Below are 22106 nucleotides of genomic sequence, written 5' to 3'. Positions count from 1 at the left end.
TTTCTTTCAGCAACGGTAGCAACTCAAGAAGGAGGATTTCTTTTGGCAGGAACTTCTTACAGCGGAAAAGGTCTGGATAAAAAAGATGATTCTAAAGGAGGTTCGGATTTGTGGCTCATAAGGCTTAATGAATTTGGAGACGAATTATGGCAAAAAACTTTAGGGAGTTCAGCCGATGAAGAAGCAAGATCAGTTATTCAAACGACAGATTTAGGATTCTTTGTTGCGGGTAATGTGCAAAACTCAGCTAAAGGTTATGGATCTAAAGATGTTTTAATTATAAAACTTGACAAAAACGGAAAAGAATTATCACAATCTATTTTTGGAGGAAAAGGATTAGATGAAGTAGAAAAAATGATTCCAACGCGTGACGGAGGTGCTTTGCTTGGGATATACTCAAGAAGTGGTATGGGTGGTTCAAAGAAAACTGAAAACTTTGGCGAAGGAGATTATTGGATCATCAAACTTAACAAAGACGGCAAAGTTGAATGGGAAAAGAACTTCGGAGGAAAAGGCGACGATCATTTGAGAACATTGGCATTAACTTCAACAGGCTTTTTAATTGGAGGAGAATCAAGATCTGAGAGATCAGGAAATAAAACCGTTGGCATTGAAGAAGGTACAGATCTATGGTTGATATCTCTTAATGACAAAGGTGAAGAAATTTGGCAAAAATCTTACAACTTCAAGAACAGAGATGTACTCATGGGAATGAGTGTTTTACATGGCTCAGATGATAAAACTTCAAAAAGCATTTTACTAGGCGGATATACGCAATCCGAGGGAAGGATACAAACCTATGATGAAACTTTTTGGATGTTGTATTTAGATCAGAATGGGAATGAAGAATGGAGAAAACATGTCAAAGGCGAATCCAGTAAGAAAGAAGAAAGGTTATCTGATATTAAGCTTAACAGAGATGGTTCCATCATTTTAGCAGGAACCAGCGCTGAGGAACTTGGAAAAGAAAACTGGAAGATCATTAAGCTTGGAGATAAGCAGATTGACCAATTGATTGTAAAACAAGATATCAAGATTTATCCAAATCCTGTTTCAGATTATGCATATGTGGAAATAGGTTTTGATTTCAAGGAAGCTGATATTTCTTTGTATGATATGAGTGGAAGACAGTTGCAAAGTCTGAAAACGAAGAATAAGGTGACTAAAATTAATACTCAGGCTTTGATTCAGGGAGCTTATCTCATCACAATAAAAACGGATACGAATAAAGCGGCTAATGCTAAACTGATTAAACAATAAGAATGAAAATATTAAAAAAAATAATAACAGCCCTAGGAATAGGGATTATGGGATTGTGTTTTGCACAAACTCCTAATCCAAGTTATAGTACGGGAGTAACTCAGCCTGTGCCTTCTATTTCGTCACTTTCAACCTATAAGAATGTACCTGTTTCTATACAAACAGGGATTCCTGATATTTCTTACGGGCTATTTAGTCTCCCAACAAACAGTAATGGTGTAAACATTAATCTTGGATTGAACTATCATGCCGCCAATGTTACGAATGATCAATGGACCGGAGATCTGGGCCAAGGGTGGTCACTCATGGGACAGGGAGTGATCTCAAGGGAGATAGTCAGTGATTTTGATGAACCATTTAGTGACAAGAGCGTTCATTATTATACTAAAAATCCTTTTGATGACCTCTATAACTATTCTATTCCCGGAGAATCAGGAAAATTTAGATTTATCAGAACAGTTGATAGTATTAAGGGGACAGATACCTTTGAATTGGTAAATCTGACTCCAACTACATCAAAAATTAAATATTATCGCTCAAGTAATGATGCTACCCTTATTTTAGATTCTCTAGCCATTACCAATGACAGAGGAATACAATATAAATTTCAAACGTATAACGTATCCATAGCAAAAGTTTGGGCATGGGGCCGTACCAGTGGTAATGGAGGACCTCAATATATTAATGGAAATTACCGAAGTGCTTTCTTTTTAACCTCTATCGTTGATGAAAACAATAAAGAGCTTGTAAAATACAGCTATGAAAAAGAAACGATTTATGTGCCAGACAGACCGACTGTTATAGAATCATTGACTAACAAACTTACCCGTATTGAGTCAAAAGACAGAGGGATTATAGAATTTGGATATACTAAAGATGAAAATGCTCCTTCTAAATTTGATAAATACAGACTAAAAACTGCATTATTAAAAACACCAACCAATCAGTTTGTTTCAAAATATACTTTTGAAACAGGATTACAATCTTTCAGTAAAGTAAGTGCTGATGGTATGGAGCTCGAAAAAACAAAATTCACATACAGAAATGCTGCTTACAGCACCCCTCCGGGATTTGAAACCAATCCTGAACTTATTGTTCCCTCCGTACTTACTCGGGTTGAATTACCTACAGGAGGTACTATTCAGTATGATTTTGATTTTATTCCTAATTATTCTATAGAAGAAAAAAAATGGACAACCCCGGAAGTAGATATGGGGAATGTTTCTTTTACAAAGATCAGTAATGTTATTAAAAAACACTTCTTCACAGTACCTGTTAATAATGGAAGTACCTTTCCTTATGCTCCTTATTATGTAGCTGTAGATATTAGTGCAGGGCAGATAGCGGGTAACTATTGGTCTCTTGCATTTTATAAAAAAGTGGGAAGCGTTTATCAACCGGTACCTATTAACATTGGTCCTGCTGTAGATCCTGATCCCGATTATCCTACCAGACAACTTATCCCATTTTTAGCAGCAGATGCAGGCGAATATTATGTCTCTCTGGTAAGTGCTGATCCAAGTATTACAATCCCTTATGGGGAAGTTTATTTTGAGGCAAAGCATTTGGCGGAACCGGTAGAAATTTCAACATGGAAGCATAGTAAAGAAGGACTTCCTCGTATAAAAAAGATAAAATATTTTAATCAGGAGGTTTCAACAGTACATACTGATTCTATTCCCACAAAGTTTGAAGAATACGATTATAATTTTTTCACTAACCCTACCGTTTCTAGTGGGTATTTTGTGGATGGCGGTACATTGAATGGAATAATCGCAGCAGCTCCAAGTATGATCTATAAAAATGTAAAAGTTTCCAATGGAAATAATACAGGATATACCAAATACTATTTCAAAGCACCTGACGCCTTCCCTTCTCAAGGTAATCAATTTTGGCCAAACTATAATTTAACAAGAGGAGGGTTAGCAGAAAAAACGGAAGTTTATAATGATGCCAATCAAAAATTATCCGAAAGTATTTTTGACTATACAATACAGGATTTTAATGGTCCTGAATATTACCTGCCGGGAGGTTTCTTTCAAGTGAAAACAGTTTGGACTAAAGAAGAGAAGGTAACATCAAGAAATTTCTTTGATTCGGGATTTGCAGAAACAAAAAAAGAAGTTGTTAAAAATTCTAATAACTACGCTCCTAATCTAGAAAGAGTCACTTCTTTCGACGGAAGTATTCAGGAAACCACGTACCAATATGCCTTAGATAAAAACAACCAAAAGTTGATTAATGCCAATATCATCGGTATTCCATTGGAAACAACCTCAATCATCAAGAAAAACGCTTCTGATAACGGGAAATTAATGTCCAGAGCTGAAACAAAGTATGATAATCCGGTCAATAAATTACCAAGCTCTGCGGTATCTTATGATACTCAGAATAACCTTGCCGAAGAAGTTACTTTCAACCGATATGACAGCAAAGGGAATTTAGAACAGTACACCACAAAAGAAGGTATTCCGGTTTCAGTGGTTTGGGGATACAGCAAAACGCAGCCTATTGCCAAAATTGAAGGCGCAACGTATGATCAAGTATCAACCTACATCGCAGATATTGTCTCTAAATCTGACGCCGATATTGATGTGAGTTCAGAGCAAAGTTTTCAGAATGCTTTGGATCTTTTCAGAAATAATTCAGCCCTCGGAAATTATCAGATCACCACTTATGTTTATGATCCTTTGATTGGGATGAAAAGTATGACCCCACCATCAGGTATCCGTGAAATGTATCAGTACGATAAAGCCGGCAGACTCGATCAGATTGTTGATGAAAAAGGAAAGGTTCTAAAGAAATATAAATACAACTACAAACAATAATTTATGAGTAATAAGTAAAGGGCTATGAGTAATTATTTTACCAATGACCCCATAATTTATTACTTACCTATTATCAATTATGAAAAAGATATTAAATATATTCAGCATATTGTTTGTTGCCATTGTATGTCACGCACAAACAAATTCAGAAAATTATATACAGAGTACCACCTGTTTAGATTCTACCTGCGTCAAAAAGATTGAAACGGTTCAGTATTTTGACTTCTTGGGAAGACCAAAACAGGTCATCAGTGTAAAATCTTCTCCTACAGGAAAAGATATCGTAACCCCCATTGTCTATGATGAACTGGGAAGACAGACGAGAGAATATCTTCCGGTTCCGCAATCATCTACAGCGAACGGAAATATTTATCCTCAGGTTTCAGGAGTGAGTCCTTATCCCGTATCGGATGCTACCAATTTTTATGCGGGAGAAAAAACCTATACTGAAAAAATATTGGAAAACTCTCCTTTGGAAAGGGTTTTACAACAAAAACAGGTAGGAAATACATGGACAGACAAACCCATCACTTTTGGCTATGATCTCAACAGTCAGGCAGATCACGTGAAAAAATATGAGATCTCTACGCTTTGGAATTCTACCGAAAAATATTACTCTGGAAGTATTGGGAATATTTCCGAATATCCGACAGCGCAATTGGTTAAAAATTCTGTAACCGATGAAGATGGTAATACAACCATAGAATTTAAAGACGGTTCAGGACAAACGGTATTGATCAGAAAAGTAATCAATGCTTCCCAATATGCAGATACCTATTATGTGTATAATGACTATAAGCAATTGGCTTTTGTGATCCCACCATTGACTTCTGTTTTAGGAACTATTCCGGAGGGGACCTTAGACAACCTTTGTTATCAATACAGGTATGACAGTAAAAACAGACTGGTAGAAAAGAAGATCCCGGGTAAGAGTTGGGAATTTATGGTGTATGATAAACAAAACAGATTGATCCTTTCTCAGGATGCAAACTTAAGATCTACCACCAATAATTTCAATCAAAAAGGATGGACTTTCACTAAATATGACCAGTTCGGAAGAATAGTTTATTCAGGTTTCTTTGCCAATACGGCAACAAGAATCGCGATGCAGACTGCCCTTAACAATATGGTGGCCAATGCAGGCAATAACGAGAAAAGAGAAGATACTACTCCGATCGTACAAAACGGAGAGAATATCTATTACACCAAAAATGCATTTCCTACGGGAAGCATCACCATTTTATCGGTTAATTATTATGATACCTATCCCACACTTCCAGCGGAGGTAATAGTCCCTTCAATCATTAGTGGACAGAAAGTGTTGAAACAACCGGGGCAAAGTACAACGGGTAAAAATACCAGAACACTTCCTGTAGCTTCCTATGTAAGAAACATTGAAGATAATAACTGGACGAAAGGTTTTAGTTATTATGATGAAAAAGGGAGAGTAATAGGAAGCTATTCTATTAACCATTTGGGTGGTCATACCAAAACAGAATCTGAGCTTGATTTTGCAGGCATTCCCCAAAAAGTTAATACTTATCATGTAAGAAAGCCTAATGAAGAAGGAATCATTATTAAAGAACGTTTTGTATATGATAACCAGAACAGATTGTTCCAGCATTACCATCAGGTAGATAGTAAACCGGAACAACTATTGACTCAAAATGAATACAATGAGCTCTCTCAGCTAAAGAACAAAAAAGTAGGAAATAACCTTCAAAGTATTGATTATGCCTACAACATCAGAGGCTGGATGACGGATATCAACAAAGATCAGATGTCATTACCTGATCTGGGAGGGAAACTGTTTTCTTACAAAATTAAATACACCCAGAAAGAAGGAATTGAAAATCCTGATCCCACTCAGTTTTCAGGAAAAAATGTAAAACCGAAATACAACGGTTACATTACAGAAGTAGATTGGAGAGCAGTAGAAACAGTTGGTGTAAATCCATCTATTACCCCGAAAAGATACGGGTATGCTTATGATGGATTGAATAGATTATCCGCAGGCTATTACCAAAACCCTGACAACCCATACAGCAAAGAAAATACAGAATCTCTGGATTATGATGTAAACGGAAACATCTCCAAACTGTACAGAACCTCTGTATTGGAAAGTGGAACCAATACCGCTACAGTCATTGATAATTTAGGATATGTGTATGGTACAGGAGGAAATCAGGTAACGATTATTAATGATGTTTCTCAAAACCCTACAGGGTATGAAGGCGGAGGAAATACCATCACCTATGATTTGAATGGGAATATGACCACGATGCCTGATAAAGGTATTTCTACAATCAAGTACAATTATCTGGATCTTCCGAATCATTTGGTATTGAATAAAATTGGAAGTGAAAATGTTACCGTCAACACCAGATACAGTGCAAACGGAACAAAGCTTGTTAAAGAAAGTACGACTGTATTAACAGGTGTTTCAGGTTCTACCACTACAAAAAAAACAACTGATTATATAGATGGGTTTCAATATTTGAAAACAGAAAATTTCAAAGGAGGAGGTGGTGCTTGGGAGATACTTGAGGCTACTTCGTTATCCAGCAGAGCAATGCAGCCGCAGGCTTTTTCACTGGATAGACCTATTGATCCTATTGACCCAACAATTGATCCTCCTTTTGGCGGTGGCGGAGTTATTGTAGATCTTAAAACACCCGACTTGCAGTTCTTTCCAACCGCAGAAGGGTTCTACGATTATCAGAAAGATCAGTATATTTACCAGTACGTAGATCATTTAGGAAACGTAAGGGTAAGTTTCGCGAGAAACAGCGCGGGCGCTCTTGAAATTACCGATAACAATGATTATTATCCTTTCGGGATGAATCATCTGAAAACAGGGAATGCCTATTTCGGACAGGGAAGCTACAAATCGTATAAATACAATGGTAAGGAGCTTCAGGAGACAGGCCAATACGATTACGGGGCAAGAATGTACATGTCTGATATCGGACGTTGGGGTGTTATTGATGCCATGGCTGAGAAGTACAGAAGACATAGTCCTTACAATTATGCCGTAAACAACCCGATCATGTTTATTGATCCGGATGGTAATGAAACTGTTTATACAGGAGAAGCTGCACAAGCTATGGTAAGAGCGATGCAGATGAATATGTCTACGAGTTCTGAAAATTATTTTAGTGGGTTTAATTTTACTCAGTATGGAGCGGATGATCCTAAAACGAAAAATGCTCGTAAAGCGGGCTCTTCTTCTGGGATGTCGGAAAAGGAATCACTTAAAACGCTTGTAACTATTGATGGAAAGAAATACCATAAAAATACAGGTAATCTTGGGGCTCAAATAGGTAATGCTGTCAATTCATTTTTTGGAGGAGACGATGATTACTTTGTAGAGCATAAAGAATATAATTCTGCTAATGACAGATTTATACACGAAGCTGTTAATATATCAGCTGGAGCTTTAGCTGGAGGTATTATAGGAAAAGTTGCAGGAAAAGGCTTTGGCATGCTATTTAGTAAATCAAAGGTTTTTAATCCTACTTCTTTTGCTGATGAAATTGTATCAATAAATGTAGGAACTGAGGGAGGAGGAGTTTTATTAAATGGTAGTCCAAGTAGTGCTATTAACTCTGCAATGTATTATGATACCGCTGCTGAGCAAGGTGCATCAATTTTCAGGTCCATATCACACGGACATATGTTTGTAGATGGAAATAAAAGGACAGCAGTTCAAGCCTTTATGTATTTTGCAAAACAAAATGGACTAAAAACAGTACCAGTACAGCAAATCTATAACATTGCCAATAAGGTTGCAACTGGGCAAATTACAGAAGTTTCACAAATTTCTAAAATGCTAATAAAGTAAAATTATGGAAAAAATTAAGAATATACTACTGGAAAATCCGTCGATGACAGACCTAATAGATTGTTTAGATTTAGTAAGAAAGAATGGAGACATTGTTGTTGTGAAATTTGATGGAGAACGAGAACAAGACTTCTATACTTTGTTTATAACATTTTCACTGACTAAAAATAAGTCAATGATTAGAATAGACCACTCTAATTTAAGAGATGCAATATTAGAATTATTAAAAAGATATATTAATAGTTAAATCCTAAATTATAAAAACAAAAAGCCACTCAATTGAGTAGTCATGGTCGGAAGAATTTTTCTTACGACCATGAGTAGGCAAGACCAGGCATTCCCCCTGCTGGTGCGAGCATCTTTGCTCGTACCCCACATGAAAGACATAATGAAAAACCACTGCAATAGCGGTGGTTTTGTTGTTTTATAGAGCTGCTGAATTTTTAGCAAAAAAGTCTTTAACCTTTTTCAATTGAAATTTAAAACAGGGAAATCCACATTTTTTTTTCAACTGAAAATCCATATTTTTGGGACCATCGAACAGAGAAGCGCTCAAAAAGTAAATGTTCGCGCGAGAAAAAATGAAGTAGACAAGTTCTGAAAAGTTGAGCGGTGTTGTATAATTATAAATACAATGGTAAGGAGCTTCAGGAGACAGGGCAATACGACTATGGTGCGAGAATGTACATGGCTGATATTGGAAGATGGGGTGTAATAGATGCCATGGCTGAGAAGTACAGAAGACATAGCCCCTACAATTATGCCGTTAACAACCCAATCATGTTTATTGATCCGGATGGTAATGAAACTGTTTATACAGGAGAAGCTGCACAAGCTATGGTAAGAGCGATGCAGATGAATATGTCTACAAGTTCTGAATCTTCCGGAAGTAATTACTTTACAGGGCTTAGTTTTAATGGATTTAGTGATCCGCCTAACAAAGGTTTTCTAGAAAAAGCTATTGATTGGTTATTTAGTAGGAAGAAAAAAGGAACACCAGTAAATGTAGGAGAAGTAGAACACGTTCCATTGGATTACTCTCCTGACGGAAGCAGATTATTTGGATTAATACAAAATGCATATTATAATCCAATGGCTGAGTATAGAGCAAGAAGAGATAATCCATTTTATAATTCAGGTGAATCTAGTTTAGATAGATCTTTCAGATTAATGAACAGTTCCCATATAGAAATAATGCAGGATGAAGGAAGTGGTGGTGGATTAATGTTTGGTAATTATGGAAGAGCTATAGGTGCAGCAGAAGAGATCTCTATAACGTCAAAAATTGCAGCAGAAGCAAGAGCTCAAGGTTTCAAAAGTCTTAATTCAGGAATAGATCCAGCTATAACAGCAAATTATTTAGAACAAATGATGAATGGTACATTTAATCAGCCTGTAGGAGTAGCAGGATTTAAATGGGAGGGAAAATTTTATTTAAATGATGGTAACCATAGAATGAATTCTGCTATCCAATATAAAATATTAACTGGTGACTATAAATACATGGACATACTTATGAAAAATGCTAAATTTGATAATGCAAATCCAATTAATTATGGAAAAGTATATAAATTCCCTGTAAAACCAACGAAGTAATGAATAAAATATCTATAATAAACTCAAAAGATTTAAAAACTTTAGCAAATGAAGATAAATATATTTTTGTAAACTTTAGTTATAAACATGCTGTAAAAATATCTTATTTTTATGAAGATATTAATAAAAATGAAAGGAATAAATTAATACAACTTTTTAATCAATTAACTAATATTGAAATTAGAGTTGATGACATGTTAGGTAAATTAAATATTATTCTACTTAAATTGATAATAGATGGAAAGAAGAATAATATTGTTGTTAGTAATATCGGCTTCCATATGAAATCCTTTGAGTTTTTAATTGATAATATAAAGAAAATCTTCGAAAATTATATTGATTTAGCAAACAAACATGTAATTATTGTGGAGTGTAATCTTAATAATCAAGAGGATAATGAACATATTAATACGTATTTTGATTTGTAATATCCAGATGGTAATGATGTCCTAGAGTTGTCATCTATTTTGGTGCAAAAATTTTATACCCCAACGCTGGTATGAGTATCTTGCTCATATTCCACTGGGAATTTATATCAGAAAACCACTGCAATAGCGGTGGTTTTTGTTTTTGTATGTAGTTTCGTTTTCCATTTGGAAACAAAACTATAGTGCTGCTACGTTTTTATTAAAGAAGTCTTTAAACTTTTTAATTGAAATTTAAAGTAGGAAAATCCCCATTTTTTTCAACCAAAAATTCATACTTTTTGGAGTCTCCTAACAGAGAAATATTTAAAAGTAAATATTCTCACAAGAAAAATGAAGTAGGTAAATTCTGAGAAGTTGAGTGGAGTTACTAGCTTTTTTTACGAGAAAAATTTTATACTTTTACCAATATTCAAAAGAATTACCAAATAAAATTTATAATCAGTTTAAAATTAAACCTATAAAAGATCACTCATAGAAAATCGAATTTCTTTTGAAGACATACAAATATATGTGGTAACAATGGTGGTAGCAAACATAAATTCATTATTGTAAACCGTTATGAATAGGGAATAATTTTATATCCTCCAACTCCACACTAAAAAAGAGAATCTGTAGGTATAGATTCTCTTTTTCTTTTATTCAAAATCAATTTAATTTTTAACTAAAGACTACTAATAATTTAGGAAATTACCTTACTCGGGGATAATCCGTATTGCTTTTTAAATACAAATGAAAAATGCGAAAGATCTTCAAACCCAAGATCCATATAAATATCGGATGCCATTTTCCCTTTTTCCAAAAGACAATGTGCCTCCTGAAGTCTTTTTTGAAGCAACCATTTCCCTGGAGTCGAATTAAAAACTTTTTCAAAATCGCGTTTAAAAGTAGCCAAGCTTCTTCCTGTAAGATAAGCGAAACGGTCTAAATGTACATTAAAGTGATAATTTTTGTTCATAAAAGCTTCAATATCCACTTTTCCAGGCTCATTAAAATCAAATAAAATATTTTTTAATTCTGGATCGTATTGAAGTAATAGAATAAGCAATTCTTTTATTTTTAATTCTACCAAACGTTTATCCAAAAGCTGATCTGATAATTGATAAACCAACAAAGATTCCATGAAATTTTTCAACAAAACATTTTCGTTGATTAGTAATAATGGTTGACTAAATTGCTTCTTTTCGGAGGTTAATCCATATTCCAAGCTGAAATCTTTTAGTATTTGCTGATTAAGACAAATTGATAAGGACTTGAAATCTCCATTCGCAGGAGGTATTTTTGTGAATTTCAACAATTGATTTCTTCTTAAAAAACGTATCGAACCATCGGTGGCTGAATAATCATTAATCCCATCATTGAAAGTCAGATCTCCAGCAATTTGGTAACTCAACACATGATCGGGAACAAAATGTTCGCCCTGTCTGCTGAGCTGCGCATAGCAGGAATAAACAATATTTCCCAGATTTTCTCTTGTTGATTTCATGTAATACAAATATAATTAAAATCAAATGATGAGGTTACAGAAATCCACCTCCAACCCCATCATTCATATATATTTATTCTAGAGCAATCCCTTTATGCGCTAAATATTGCTTTCCAAATTCAGACTCAAAAACATTCACCGCTTCATCATGATCTGTAGAAACAGTAACATCCAGCCATTTTTCAAATTCTTCTTTTCTATTCTCATCAGCCATTTTCAAAATAGTGGCAGCTTCACTTCCTAAAATCAAATGAACAGGCGGATTAGGATGATTTACTAAATCAACCATAGCCTTTGCCGCTTTTGCAGGATCACCCATTGGAAGAAATTTTCCTGATGTTAAATATTGTTTAATACCACCCACAGTTTCTTCATATCCTTCCACATCTTTTGCAAAACTCATTGAAGGACCAGCCCAATCGGTACGAAAGCCCCCAGGTTCAACCGAAGTAACTTTAATCCCTAAAGGGGAAACTTCTTTATTTAGAGACTCTGAAAAACCACTAAGTCCAAATTTAGCAGCCTGATAAATAGAAAGCCCGGCATTTCCTACCCTTCCTCCAACAGAACTAATTTGCAAAATGCGTCCGGAACGTTGTTTACGCATATGAGGCAATACCGCTCTTGTCACTTCTATCGGAGCAAATAAGTTAACCTCCAACTGACTTCGCACTTGTTCATCTGTAAATGCTTCAGTAGCTCCTGTAATTCCAAAACCTGCATTATTTACCAAAACATCAATTCTACCGAAATGACCTATTGCTTCTGCAACCGTATCATAAATCTGTTCTTTAATCTGCACATCTAATTGCAAAGCCAGCAACTGATCGGGATATTGCTCTGACAAATCTTTTAATTGTTCAGGATTTCTGGCAGTCGCAACTACATAATCTCCTTTTGATAATACTTCTTCAACAAGGCTTTTTCCTAAACCTTTTGAACTTCCTGTAATAAACCAAACATTTTTCATTTTTATTGAATTTTATTTGATACAAATTTCCATCAATTCAACACATCTTTACTTTGTTAAAAAGCTCAATTTCACTTTGCCAAAAGAGTCATTTAAAAAATTATTTTGCTGGCAAAAAGAATTATCAAGAACAAAAACGAATATAAAACTTCTATCAAAAAACATTTTAAGACCTTAAAAAAACTATTTTAACCCAAAAACTAAATCCATCTACACAGATAGATAGAGTATATTATTTATTTAATTATCTAAGCATAAAAAATATTAAAATATAACCCCCTGAAAACTAAAAGACTAAAACTTTCAGCTTTAAAATAAGAATAGTCTACCCACAAAAAAGACTAAAAAAATGTTTTATCGTAAAGAATTTTATATATTTGCAGCATCTAACAATTAAAAAAAATAATTTACTATGTCAGACATTGCATCAAGAGTAAAAGCTATCATCGCTGATAAGCTTGACGTTGAAGAAACAGAAGTAACTCCTGAAGCTAGCTTCACTAACGATTTAGGAGCTGATTCATTGGATACAGTTGAACTAATTATGGAATTTGAAAAAGAATTTAACATTCAAATCCCTGATGATCAAGCTGAAAAAATTACTACTGTAGGGCACGCTATCGCTTATATCGAAGAAGTAGTAAATAAATAATATTCTCTTCAACAAAAAAGAAAATTTAAAAAGTTTATGGAATTAAAAAGAGTAGTTGTAACCGGTTTTGGCGCAATAACACCGATTGGAAATAATGCAAAAGAATACTGGGAAAATCTTCTTAAAGGTGAGAGCGGTGCTGCTCCGATTACTCTTTTTGATGCCAAAAACTTCAAGACAAGATTCGCTTGTGAGGTGAAAGATTTTGATCCATTGCAACATTTCGATAAGAAAGAAGCAAAGAAAATGGATCGAAATACTCAGCTTGGAATGGTGGCTGCCAGAGAGGCAGTTACACATTCTAGAATCATGGAAGACAATGTAGACAAAAACAGAGTCGGCGTAATTTGGGGTTCAGGAATCGGAGGTTTAGAAACTTTTGAAACAGAAGTTTTAGGATGGGCAAATACAGACATTCCTAGATTTAATCCTTTCTTCATCCCTAAAATGATCGCAGATATTACTCCTGGACACATCTCTATTGAGTATGGTTTCCACGGACCAAATTATACTACTGTTTCTGCTTGTGCTTCTTCTGCAAATGCTATTATTGACTCAAAGATGCTAATCCAACTAGGAAAAGCAGACGTGATTGTATGCGGAGGCTCTGAAGCAGCCGTTACAGCTAGTGGTGTTGGCGGATTTAATGCTATGATGGCTCTTTCTACAAGAAATGATGATCCTAAAACAGCTTCAAGACCTTTTGATAAAGACAGAGATGGCTTTGTATTAGGTGAAGGTGCAGGTGCTATTATTCTTGAAGAATATGAACATGCGGTAAAACGTGGAGCAACAATTTATGCAGAATTAAAAGGTGGCGGTATGAGTGCAGATGCACATCACATGACAGCACCACATCCTGAAGGTTTAGGAGCTTATTTAGTAATGAAAAATTGCTTAGAAGACGCAGGGCTAACTGCTGATGAAGTAGATCATATCAACATGCATGGTACATCTACTCCATTAGGAGACGTTGCAGAATCTAGCGCGATTTCAAAATTATTGGGAGAGCATGCTTACAACATTCAGATTAATTCTACAAAATCAATGACAGGTCACCTTTTGGGTGCTGCCGGAGTTATTGAGGCTATTGCTGTATTAGGAACTATTATTCATGGTATTGTTCCTCCTACCATCAACCATTTTACTGATGATGAAAAGATCGACAGCAGACTTAATTTTACATTTAACGAAGCCGCGAAGAAAGACGTAAAAGTAGCCATGAGTAATACTTTTGGATTTGGTGGGCACAATGCTTGCGTTCTATTTACGAAAATCTAAATTTACTGAATGGAGTTACAGAAATACTTTTCTAAATTCCTTCTCAAAAAAAGAAAAAGAAAATTATCGGAAAGAGATTCATTTCTTAGTACACACCTGAATAAGGTGCTTGGTGCTGAGGTGCAAAATGTTGACCTTTACCGTGAAGCTTTTTCTTTAAAAAGCTCTTCTAAAAATCAAGACAGTAATTACGAAAGACTTGAATTTTTGGGAGATTCTGTTTTGGGTACAATTATTTCTTGTCATTTGTTTCAAGCATATCCTCAAGCTAATGAAGGATATCTAACACAAATGAAATCTAAAATTGTTAATAGGAAGAATCTTAATAAGCTAGGTGAAGACTTAAAACTTACAGATCTATTACAAAAACAAGGCTCTGTAGCATTAGGTGAGAATATCTCCGGAAATTTATTTGAAGCATTAATCGGTGCTGTTTATCTAGACTTTCAATATGAAACTTGTAAAAGAATCATATTGGAAAGACTTTTAACGCCATCCGAAATAAATAAGCTTGAAAATAAAATTGTAAGCTACAAAGGTCTTTTGCTCGAATGGAGCCAAAAGAAAAAAGTGAATATAAAGTACGAAACTTGCGAAGAGATCCAAGTAAATAAAGCTATCGTATTCCGATGTCATGTATGGCTTGGAGACGATAAAATTGCTAATGCTTCGGAAACTTCCAAGAAAAAAGCAGAGGAAAAGGCAGCGCAGAGGGCATTTTATATTTTAAACAAAAAAGAGAATATACTTGGAAATTCAAAAACTATATGATCTAGACGATACAGAATTTGAAGATATTGCCATAGGATTGGTAAGATTAGCCAAAAATGTACCCGATCATGAGTTTTTTTACAAAATAAATCAAATTAACGACCTTAATTTTTCCAGAAAAAAAGATTGGATTTTTCATGGCGCTTATTATGATTATTATTTTTCAAGATTTGAAGCATACCACAAGTTTACAAAGACTTGTTTTACTTTCATTTCCAACAAATCAACCGAAAGTAGAGAAAAAAAATCACAAACTGAACTCTTCACAGAAGAACAGAATGTTAAATTTTTATTAAATAATCAGGTAGATGTAGAATATATTCTGCATAGTTCGGAACAGTTTACTGATTTTTCCGTAATTTCGCTCCCTGAAAATCTTGTGTTTCCAATTCAAGATTACACACTAAGTTCTGACGAAGAACTTTATCAAATTATCCAGTATTATGAATAAGCATTTAAAGAAGACAAAAATTATCGCAACGCTTGGACCGGCTTCATCATCAAAAGAAGTAATGTTAGGACTTATGAGAGCAGGCGTTGACGTTTTTAGAATAAATTTTTCTCACGCAGATTACGACTTGGTTCGTACTAATATTGATAGTATTAGAGAACTAAATAAAGAACATGGATATTCTGTAAGTATCTTAGGAGACTTACAAGGTCCTAAGTTAAGAGTAGGCGTTGTAAAAGAGGGATCTTATCTTAATCCTGGAGATATTCTAACTTTCACCAATGAAAAGATGGAAGGAGATTCTACTAAGGTTTATATGACTTACCAACAATTTCCTCAGGACGTAAATGTTGGTGAAAAAATCCTTATTGATGACGGAAAACTAATGTTGGAGGTTATTGAAACCAACAAAATAGATACAGTAAAAGCAAAGACAATTCAAGGGGGACCTTTAAGTTCTAAAAAAGGAGTTAACCTACCTAATACAAATGTTTCTCTTCCTGCACTAACGGAAAAAGATATTCAGGATGCTAATTTCATGCTAGACATGGAGGTTGATTGGATTGCTTTATCATTCGTTCGTCATGCTCAGGATATTATTGACTTGAAAGAGCTTATCAAGAAGCATCCAAACGGGAAATTTAAAACACCAATTATTGCTAAAATTGAAAAACCAGAAGGTGTTAAAAACATCGACGAAATTCTATTAGAATGTGACGGTTTGATGGTTGCTCGTGGAGATCTAGGAGTAGAAGTTCCAATGGAAGAAGTTCCTGCGATTCAGAAAAACTTGGTTGAAAAAGCAAGATTCTATTCTAAGCCGGTTATTATCGCAACTCAAATGATGGAGACGATGATCAATAGCTTAACCCCAACAAGAGCAGAGGTAAACGATGTTGCCAACTCTGTATTGGACGGTGCTGATGCGGTAATGCTTTCAGGAGAAACTTCTGTAGGTAGATATCCTATTCAGGTTGTTGAAAATATGGCTAAGATTGTATTGAATATTGAGAAGACTAGCTTCTATCAACACAAGAATGAGCCAATGGAGAAAGACTATAACTGTATTGATGAGAGATTCATCACAAACAGAGTATGTCTTGCAGCGGTTAGAATTGCAAAAACAACAAACGTTTCAGCGATTGTTACTTTAACGCATTCTGGATATACAGCTTTCCAACTTTCTGCACACAGACCCAATTCTCATATTATTGTTTACAGTGGAAATAAAAGAGTAATCACGATGTTGAACCTACTTTGGGGAGTTCGTGCTTATTACTATGATATGAAAAAGCCTACGGATGAAACAATTATCCAAGTAAACATGTTGACGCATAATCACGGTTATATTGAAACTGGAGATTTCGTAATCAACATCAACGCTACTCCATCTTATGAAGGTGGTAAAACGAATACATTAAGATTGACTACGGTTTAATCTCAATCACATAAACAAAAAACTCTCGATATTCTCGAGAGTTTTTTGTTTTTATATATTTATGATTTGAGTACTTTTAATGTCAAATAATTTTTCCATCCAAGACTCATATAATAAAAATAAAATAACATTCTCCATCCTCTTGCTGCTGGAAACACTTCTATTTTTATATCATCACTGAAGGAATTGTCAATTTTAATTATATTACTTCGACACCAATCAATTTTTAAGCAGATTTCTGAATCTTCATTTATTTGAAAACTAAATTCCGAATCAAGCTCAATATCTCCTATACGTTTCCGATTGCAATAGATACGGTAATTTCTATAATAATCGGGCATATAGGGCTTTCTAATAATCGTAATTTTTTTTTCACTCATATATAAGTCTAATTCAAAACATTACTTAAAGCTTGCTTAACTCCAGAACCAATAAATGCACCGCTAATACCAACCATAATAGCCCCTGGAGGACCAGCTACAGCCCCACCCCATAAGGCTGATTGAGCACCCGCAACAACATCAGCATAAATGTTACCCCTAGTCCAGAAACTTTTTGATTTTGGATCTGGATTAATTTGTGCATAATTATACCAATATTCAAAAGAATCATTAGCAACCCCAATCATAAGTTGTATCGCTAGCTTATCTTGATTCGAAAATTTTTCTCTTTCTAATTTAGTAAACATTCCTTCTAAGGCAACTGTTACATCAGATGGTTCATCAGACTTATCAATAATATTTTTAATTTCGTTATAATAATTTTTCACATCAGTTGATATATATATCGGATCTTTACTATCAAAGTCTCTTACAATATTCATTTTAACTTTATCATCAACAGAAACCCAATTATCTATAGTAATTGTTTCTCCATTGAATTTAATGGGATTGTTCGAAAAATAATTGAACGCTTCTTTTTCATAAAAATGAACTATTTCAAGGGTGTCAACAGAATTAGATGTTTTACTTAAAGATATAAAATCTGCCTTAGATTTCATTTTTTTATCAGCTTCTCTAAGTAACTGACTATGAATAGTCGAAAATTTAAATAAATCTTTAGAATTTTTAAATGTTTCAACTTTCACCTCTTCATTTTGAGATAAATTTTCATTATTATCACTACATGCATTCCAAGCAAATAATGAGATAATTAACGCCGATAAAACAGCAAACTTCTTCATGGTTATAATTTTTTTATTTAGAATTTCAAAACTATATAAAAAAAATACTTAATCAAAATTGTGTGAATAAAACATTTTTATAAGAAAACAGTAAATATTTTCTTTGTATAAAAAAATCCTTGAAATCACAGTAGTTCTTATTATAAACCATGGAAAACATTATTATTAATCAATTTTTACACAACATTAATTCCCTACAATTGTTTTAGCGGTCACAAACTCCTTTAAAGCATGCAAAGAAAGTTCAGTTCCATATCCTGAAGACTTTGTACCACCAAAAGGAAAACGTGGGTCAGAACTTGTCATTCTGTTGATATTTACCGTTCCTGATTCTAAGTTTTCAATGAAGAATAGTTGACGCTCTTTATTATTTGTCCAAACTGAATTAGAAAGCCCGAAAGGAATATCATTTGCCATCTGTAAAGCTTCATCATCCGTTTTAGCGATCATTATCATTCCTAATGGCCCGAATAGTTCTTCCTGAAGAATAGGATTTCCTTCTTGTACTCTTATTAACCCAGGATTGAATTCAGTGTCAGAAATTCTTTCCAATGGAATAATAATTTCGGCACCATTTTCTAACGCTCTTGTAAATTGATTTTCCAGATCATCTGCTAAATCAGGTCTTGCCATTCCACCAATTAAGGTTTCCTTATCCATCGGATCTGCAGGAATGTATTTTTTATATTCTTCGATAAATTTTGGAAGAAATGCATCTTCTATTTTTTCATCAATAATAAATCTTTTTGCAGCAGTACAAGTTTGTCCACAATTTTGCAGCCTTGATTTTACACCTGATTTTACAGCTTCATCCAAATCTGCATCATCAAAAATAATAAAAGCATCACTTCCTCCTAATTCAAGTAATGATTTTTTGATATTTAAACCTGCTATTGAAGCCACTTCTCCTCCAGCTTTTCCACTACCCGTAAGGCTTACTCCTTTTACAATTTCATGCTCAAGAATTCCTTTTACTTCTGTATGTCCAACTTCCAGATTTTGGAAAACACCTTCTGGAAAACCAGCTTCTAATAATACTTCTTCAATTGCATTACCACTTCCAAAACAAATTGAGGCATGTTTCAGAACAACCGTATTTCCCGCCAACATTGCAGGAACAGCAAATCTCAATACCTGCCAAAAAGGAAAATTCCAAGGCATTACTCCTAAAATAACTCCTTTTGGAACATAATGAACTTCAGAATACGTAAATTCAGAATCAATTTTTTCTGCTTTTAAAATATTTTCTGCATCAGCATAATAATTCATCATTAACGCACATTTCTCCACCTCAGCAATAGATTGCGAAATGGGTTTGTTCATTTCTGTGGTAATGATTGTACCAAATTTTTCAGAATTATTCTTTAAAATTTCAGCAGCTTTTCTGATTAATACTTGTCTTTCCTCAAACGACATTTTTTTCCAACTCGAAAAAGCCAAGTCAGCTTTAATAAGCTTGTTTTCAATTAATTGTTCCATAACGTAATTCTCAATTTAAATTCAAATAATGAATTTATAAATGCTTTTCTTTTAAAAGCATGATGAAAGCAACAAAATTTGTTCCTTTATATTAAATAAAATAATGATTTTTTCTATTGAATAAATAAGTTTTGTTATACCATAAACCATTCATTCATCAAGCAAGAGGCTAATCTTGCCGTTCTATCCTGAATATCATAGCTTGGATTAACTTCTGCCACATCCAACGCAATCAATTTAGGATTCTTTAAAATATGTCTGTAAAAATGCATAAATGTAGCGTCAGCAAAAATTCCGTTATAGGCAGCTGCCGAAACACCCGGCGCAATAGAAGCATTAAAAACGTCCATACAAATAGTGAGATAGGCAAAATCTACCTCGTTTAGCAATTCATCGATTCTTTGATAAATAGACGAAAGGTTTTCAAAAAACAATTCATCTGCCAGAATGTATTTCATCCCGTATTGATGAGCAGTGTCAAATAATTTAAGCGTATTAGAATTTCTCTGAATTCCGATGTGTAAAGAATTGATTTCCCCTTCCTGAGCAATCTGCCAAAATCCGGTTCCAGAGCTCGCTCCTACTCCATTTTCAGGTTGCCTGTTATCAAAGTGAGCATCGATATTAATGATTCCTATCTTTTGTTCTGGATAAGCAGTTTTCACTCCTAAATAATGGGCGTATGTTACTTCATGCCCACCACCAAAAACAAGTGATTTCCCCCCTTTCAAAAGAACTTTTGAAATATTCTTAGCAAGTGTGTTTTGAGTATCCTCTAAATCCCCATCCTCACAAGTAACATTTCCAAAATCAAGCAATGTAAAATCAGGAAGAATTACAGGAAAATTAGACATATTTTTTCTGATAATATCTGGAGCATCTTTCGCACCTAATCTTCCTTTATTTCTTCTCACCCCCTCTTCCACAGCAAACCCGTGCAAAACGAAATCATTAGTTGAAATAGTATCGTAATTATTTTCTTCTTTTACTCTCTGAAAAACTCTGTGGAAAAGAGCTTCTTCTCCGTCAAATCTACCTTGCCAAATATTATTCATTTTTTTGATAATTTTACACGTTTTTTATCATGTGTGTGTTTAGATGCTTTCAGCATGACAAAGTATACGGTTAGACTATAACTCCGTCAATATAAATATGCTCAGCCTTTAAGCTCCCTTGATTGTATAAAACATTCTGGAAATTACTCGTTTTAAAAGTAACAAAGTCGGCTTTCAATCCATTTTCTAATTTTCCTCTGTCGTCCAAACCAAGTGCGAATGCCGAGCGGAAAGTCATTCCCGCTAAAACCTCAGCTGTAGTCAGTTTTTCAAAAGTGGCTAAGATAGAGGCTTGGGTAATTAAATTTCCCATCGGAGCAGAACCAGGATTCCAATCACTAGCAATAGCTAATATTGCTCCTGCATCCAATAATTTTCTCGCAGGTGTAAATTTTTCTCCCAATCCTAAACTAGCACCCGGCAGCGCTGTAGCAACCGTATCCGATTGTGCTAAAAACTCAATATCCTCATCAATCGTAGCTTCCAAATGATCTGCAGATTTTGCCCCAACTTCTACCGCAATTCTTGAACTTCCAGGCGTAAATTGATCTGCATGAACCGTAATATCAAAACCTAGCTTTTTAGTTTCAAGTAAAAAGGCTTTACTTTCCTCAGGTTGGAAAGCAGATTTTTCAATGAAGATATCTACTCGCTTGGCTAAATCTTCTTCTTTTACTTTTGGTAAAATTTCAGTGATGATATAATTTAGGTATTCTTGGTTACTTCCTTCAAAATCTCGAGGCTTTAAATGTGCTGAAAGGCAAGTCGGAACCAAAGTAGCTTTCGTTTGTGCTTGTGCTTTTTTAATCATTCGAAGCATTTTCACTTCATTTTCTACATCCAGTCCGTATCCGCTTTTTACTTCAATTGTAGTAATTCCAAGAGAAATCAAGAAATCAATTCTTTCTAGTAAGGTTTTTAGTAATTCTTCCTCAGAAGCATTTCTTGTATGCTGAACAGAGCTCCAGATTCCGCCACCACTTTCAGCAATTTCCAAATAGGTTTTGCCTGCATTTCTCATTGCGAAATCATTGGCACGATTTCCGCCAAAACAAATATGTGTGTGAGAATCTACAAAAGCAGGAAGAACAATTTGTTCACCTTCTATTTTTTCGATCTCTATATATTGATTTTCTGCTTTTAATTCTTCAAAATTTCCAACTTTTTGAATTTTATTGTTGTCAATTAAAATTCCACCATCTACGATAATCTCTATTTGTTCGTCTGACAACTTTCCTCTTAAAGGAAGATTTGCAAGTGTTACAACTTGTTTGAATGGTCCTATTAATTTCATTTGCTTATCCTAAAAATGGGTTTAAAATTTTCAACCAAAAATACTCAAAAAATATCTTTTACGCTTCATTTTTTACTTTAAGCTTTACCTCAA

At 34.4% G+C, this 22106-nt stretch carries 17 protein-coding genes and 1 pseudogene; 11 read left to right on the top strand and 7 right to left on the bottom strand.

The genetic code is table 11. The features are described 5' to 3' along the window. The 6 genes and pseudogenes from BUB80_RS17325 to BUB80_RS17300 form a co-directional block, all read left to right on the top strand. Window positions 1-1260: T9SS type A sorting domain-containing protein (locus tag BUB80_RS17325; RefSeq protein WP_073295488.1), on the top strand; the 1260-nt coding region annotated here is incomplete at its 5' end. 2 nt (window positions 1261-1262) lie between these two features. Beyond that, complete coding sequence (locus BUB80_RS17320) at window positions 1263-4088, top strand: hypothetical protein (protein WP_073295485.1); 2826 nt, start codon at window positions 1263-1265, stop codon at window positions 4086-4088. A gap of 79 nt (window positions 4089-4167) precedes the next feature. Beyond that, window positions 4168-7932, top strand: coding sequence for a DUF6443 domain-containing protein (locus BUB80_RS17315; protein WP_073295482.1), 3765 nt, complete (start codon window positions 4168-4170; stop codon window positions 7930-7932). A gap of 4 nt (window positions 7933-7936) precedes the next feature. After that, window positions 7937-8179 carry a hypothetical protein gene (locus BUB80_RS17310; RefSeq protein ID WP_073295479.1) on the top strand — a complete coding sequence of 81 codons (243 nt, stop codon included), beginning with the start codon at window positions 7937-7939 and terminating at the stop codon, window positions 8177-8179. Window positions 8180-8550: 371 nt separating this feature from the next. Beyond that, window positions 8551-8760, top strand: a pseudogene (locus tag BUB80_RS24150) (RHS repeat-associated core domain-containing protein); the annotation flags it as partial. A gap of 767 nt (window positions 8761-9527) precedes the next feature. Next, entirely contained in the window at window positions 9528-9956 is a 429-nt protein-coding gene (locus BUB80_RS17300; RefSeq protein ID WP_073295474.1) for a hypothetical protein, read from the top strand. A 679-nt stretch (window positions 9957-10635) separates the two neighbouring features. Here the strand turns inward: BUB80_RS17300 and BUB80_RS17295 are convergent. Beyond that, the gene (locus tag BUB80_RS17295) at window positions 10636-11439 is read right to left on the bottom strand and encodes a helix-turn-helix domain-containing protein (protein ID WP_073295471.1); all 804 of its coding nucleotides are present in this window, start codon (window positions 11437-11439) and stop codon (window positions 10636-10638) included. Window positions 11440-11512: 73 nt separating this feature from the next. Further along, window positions 11513-12409, bottom strand: a complete 897-nt coding sequence (locus BUB80_RS17290) for an oxidoreductase (RefSeq protein ID WP_073295468.1) — start codon at window positions 12407-12409, stop codon at window positions 11513-11515. Between the two features lie 412 nt (window positions 12410-12821). Between BUB80_RS17290 and BUB80_RS17285 the strand changes: the two genes are divergently transcribed. The 5 genes from BUB80_RS17285 to pyk are packed head-to-tail and all read left to right on the top strand — an operon-like array spanning window position 12822 to window position 17002. Then, window positions 12822-13061, top strand: coding sequence for an acyl carrier protein (locus tag BUB80_RS17285; protein WP_002976354.1), 240 nt, complete (start codon window positions 12822-12824; stop codon window positions 13059-13061). 36 nt (window positions 13062-13097) lie between these two features. After that, the gene (fabF, locus tag BUB80_RS17280) at window positions 13098-14342 is read left to right on the top strand and encodes a beta-ketoacyl-ACP synthase II (protein ID WP_073295466.1); all 1245 of its coding nucleotides are present in this window, start codon (window positions 13098-13100) and stop codon (window positions 14340-14342) included. Window positions 14343-14351: 9 nt separating this feature from the next. Further along, entirely contained in the window at window positions 14352-15113 is a 762-nt protein-coding gene (rnc, locus tag BUB80_RS17275) for a ribonuclease III (protein ID WP_073295463.1), read from the top strand. After that, window positions 15091-15564, top strand: coding sequence for an IPExxxVDY family protein (locus BUB80_RS17270; protein ID WP_073295461.1), 474 nt, complete (start codon window positions 15091-15093; stop codon window positions 15562-15564). Before rnc ends, BUB80_RS17270 begins: the two co-directional genes overlap by 23 nt. After that, window positions 15557-17002 (top strand): pyruvate kinase, encoded by a 1446-nt coding sequence (gene pyk, locus BUB80_RS17265; protein ID WP_073295458.1) that lies wholly within the window; start codon window positions 15557-15559, stop codon window positions 17000-17002. Before BUB80_RS17270 ends, pyk begins: the two co-directional genes overlap by 8 nt. Window positions 17003-17061: 59 nt before the next feature. Here the strand turns inward: pyk and BUB80_RS17260 are convergent, their stop codons facing one another. The 5 genes from BUB80_RS17260 to hutI all read right to left on the bottom strand — a co-directional run bounded on the left by BUB80_RS17260 (window position 17062) and on the right by hutI (window position 22013). Continuing rightward, complete coding sequence (locus BUB80_RS17260; RefSeq protein WP_073295456.1) at window positions 17062-17382, bottom strand: hypothetical protein; 321 nt, start codon at window positions 17380-17382, stop codon at window positions 17062-17064. Window positions 17383-17390: 8 nt separating this feature from the next. Further along, complete coding sequence (locus BUB80_RS17255; RefSeq protein WP_073295453.1) at window positions 17391-18185, bottom strand: hypothetical protein; 795 nt, start codon at window positions 18183-18185, stop codon at window positions 17391-17393. Between the two features lie 186 nt (window positions 18186-18371). After that, the gene (locus BUB80_RS17250; protein ID WP_073295450.1) at window positions 18372-19664 is read right to left on the bottom strand and encodes an aldehyde dehydrogenase family protein; all 1293 of its coding nucleotides are present in this window, start codon (window positions 19662-19664) and stop codon (window positions 18372-18374) included. Window positions 19665-19798: 134 nt separating this feature from the next. Beyond that, window positions 19799-20719: a formimidoylglutamase gene (gene hutG, locus BUB80_RS17245; protein WP_073295448.1), complete on the bottom strand. Its 921-nt coding sequence runs from the start codon at window positions 20717-20719 to the stop codon at window positions 19799-19801. 70 nt (window positions 20720-20789) lie between these two features. Continuing rightward, entirely contained in the window at window positions 20790-22013 is a 1224-nt protein-coding gene (gene hutI / locus BUB80_RS17240; RefSeq protein WP_073295445.1) for an imidazolonepropionase, read from the bottom strand. Between the last annotated feature and the right edge of the window lie 93 nt (window positions 22014-22106).

The sequence above is a fragment of the Chryseobacterium polytrichastri genome, from assembly GCF_900142445.1.
Classification (GTDB): domain Bacteria; phylum Bacteroidota; class Bacteroidia; order Flavobacteriales; family Weeksellaceae; genus Chryseobacterium; species Chryseobacterium polytrichastri.
This window is presented reverse-complemented; position numbering and strand designations above follow the sequence as displayed.

What these genes read in the sequence shown, in the direction of transcription:
- pyk (WP_073295458.1), top strand. Translation starts at nt 15,557, where the DNA reads ATGAATAAGCATTTAAAGAAGACAAAAATTATCGCAACGCTTGGACCG.
- fabF (WP_073295466.1), top strand. Translation starts at nt 13,098, where the DNA reads ATGGAATTAAAAAGAGTAGTTGTAACCGGTTTTGGCGCAATAACACCG.
- BUB80_RS17260 (WP_073295456.1), bottom strand. Translation starts at nt 17,382, where the DNA reads ATGAGTGAAAAAAAAATTACGATTATTAGAAAGCCCTATATGCCCGAT.
- BUB80_RS17300 (WP_073295474.1), top strand. Translation starts at nt 9,528, where the DNA reads ATGAATAAAATATCTATAATAAACTCAAAAGATTTAAAAACTTTAGCA.
- hutI (WP_073295445.1), bottom strand. Translation starts at nt 22,013, where the DNA reads ATGAAATTAATAGGACCATTCAAACAAGTTGTAACACTTGCAAATCTT.
- rnc (WP_073295463.1), top strand. Translation starts at nt 14,352, where the DNA reads ATGGAGTTACAGAAATACTTTTCTAAATTCCTTCTCAAAAAAAGAAAA.
- hutG (WP_073295448.1), bottom strand. Translation starts at nt 20,719, where the DNA reads ATGAATAATATTTGGCAAGGTAGATTTGACGGAGAAGAAGCTCTTTTC.
- BUB80_RS17295 (WP_073295471.1), bottom strand. Translation starts at nt 11,439, where the DNA reads ATGAAATCAACAAGAGAAAATCTGGGAAATATTGTTTATTCCTGCTAT.
- BUB80_RS17285 (WP_002976354.1), top strand. Translation starts at nt 12,822, where the DNA reads ATGTCAGACATTGCATCAAGAGTAAAAGCTATCATCGCTGATAAGCTT.
- BUB80_RS17320 (WP_073295485.1), top strand. Translation starts at nt 1,263, where the DNA reads ATGAAAATATTAAAAAAAATAATAACAGCCCTAGGAATAGGGATTATG.
- BUB80_RS17315 (WP_073295482.1), top strand. Translation starts at nt 4,168, where the DNA reads ATGAAAAAGATATTAAATATATTCAGCATATTGTTTGTTGCCATTGTA.
- BUB80_RS17290 (WP_073295468.1), bottom strand. Translation starts at nt 12,409, where the DNA reads ATGAAAAATGTTTGGTTTATTACAGGAAGTTCAAAAGGTTTAGGAAAA.
- BUB80_RS17255 (WP_073295453.1), bottom strand. Translation starts at nt 18,185, where the DNA reads ATGAAGAAGTTTGCTGTTTTATCGGCGTTAATTATCTCATTATTTGCT.
- BUB80_RS17310 (WP_073295479.1), top strand. Translation starts at nt 7,937, where the DNA reads ATGGAAAAAATTAAGAATATACTACTGGAAAATCCGTCGATGACAGAC.
- BUB80_RS17250 (WP_073295450.1), bottom strand. Translation starts at nt 19,664, where the DNA reads ATGGAACAATTAATTGAAAACAAGCTTATTAAAGCTGACTTGGCTTTT.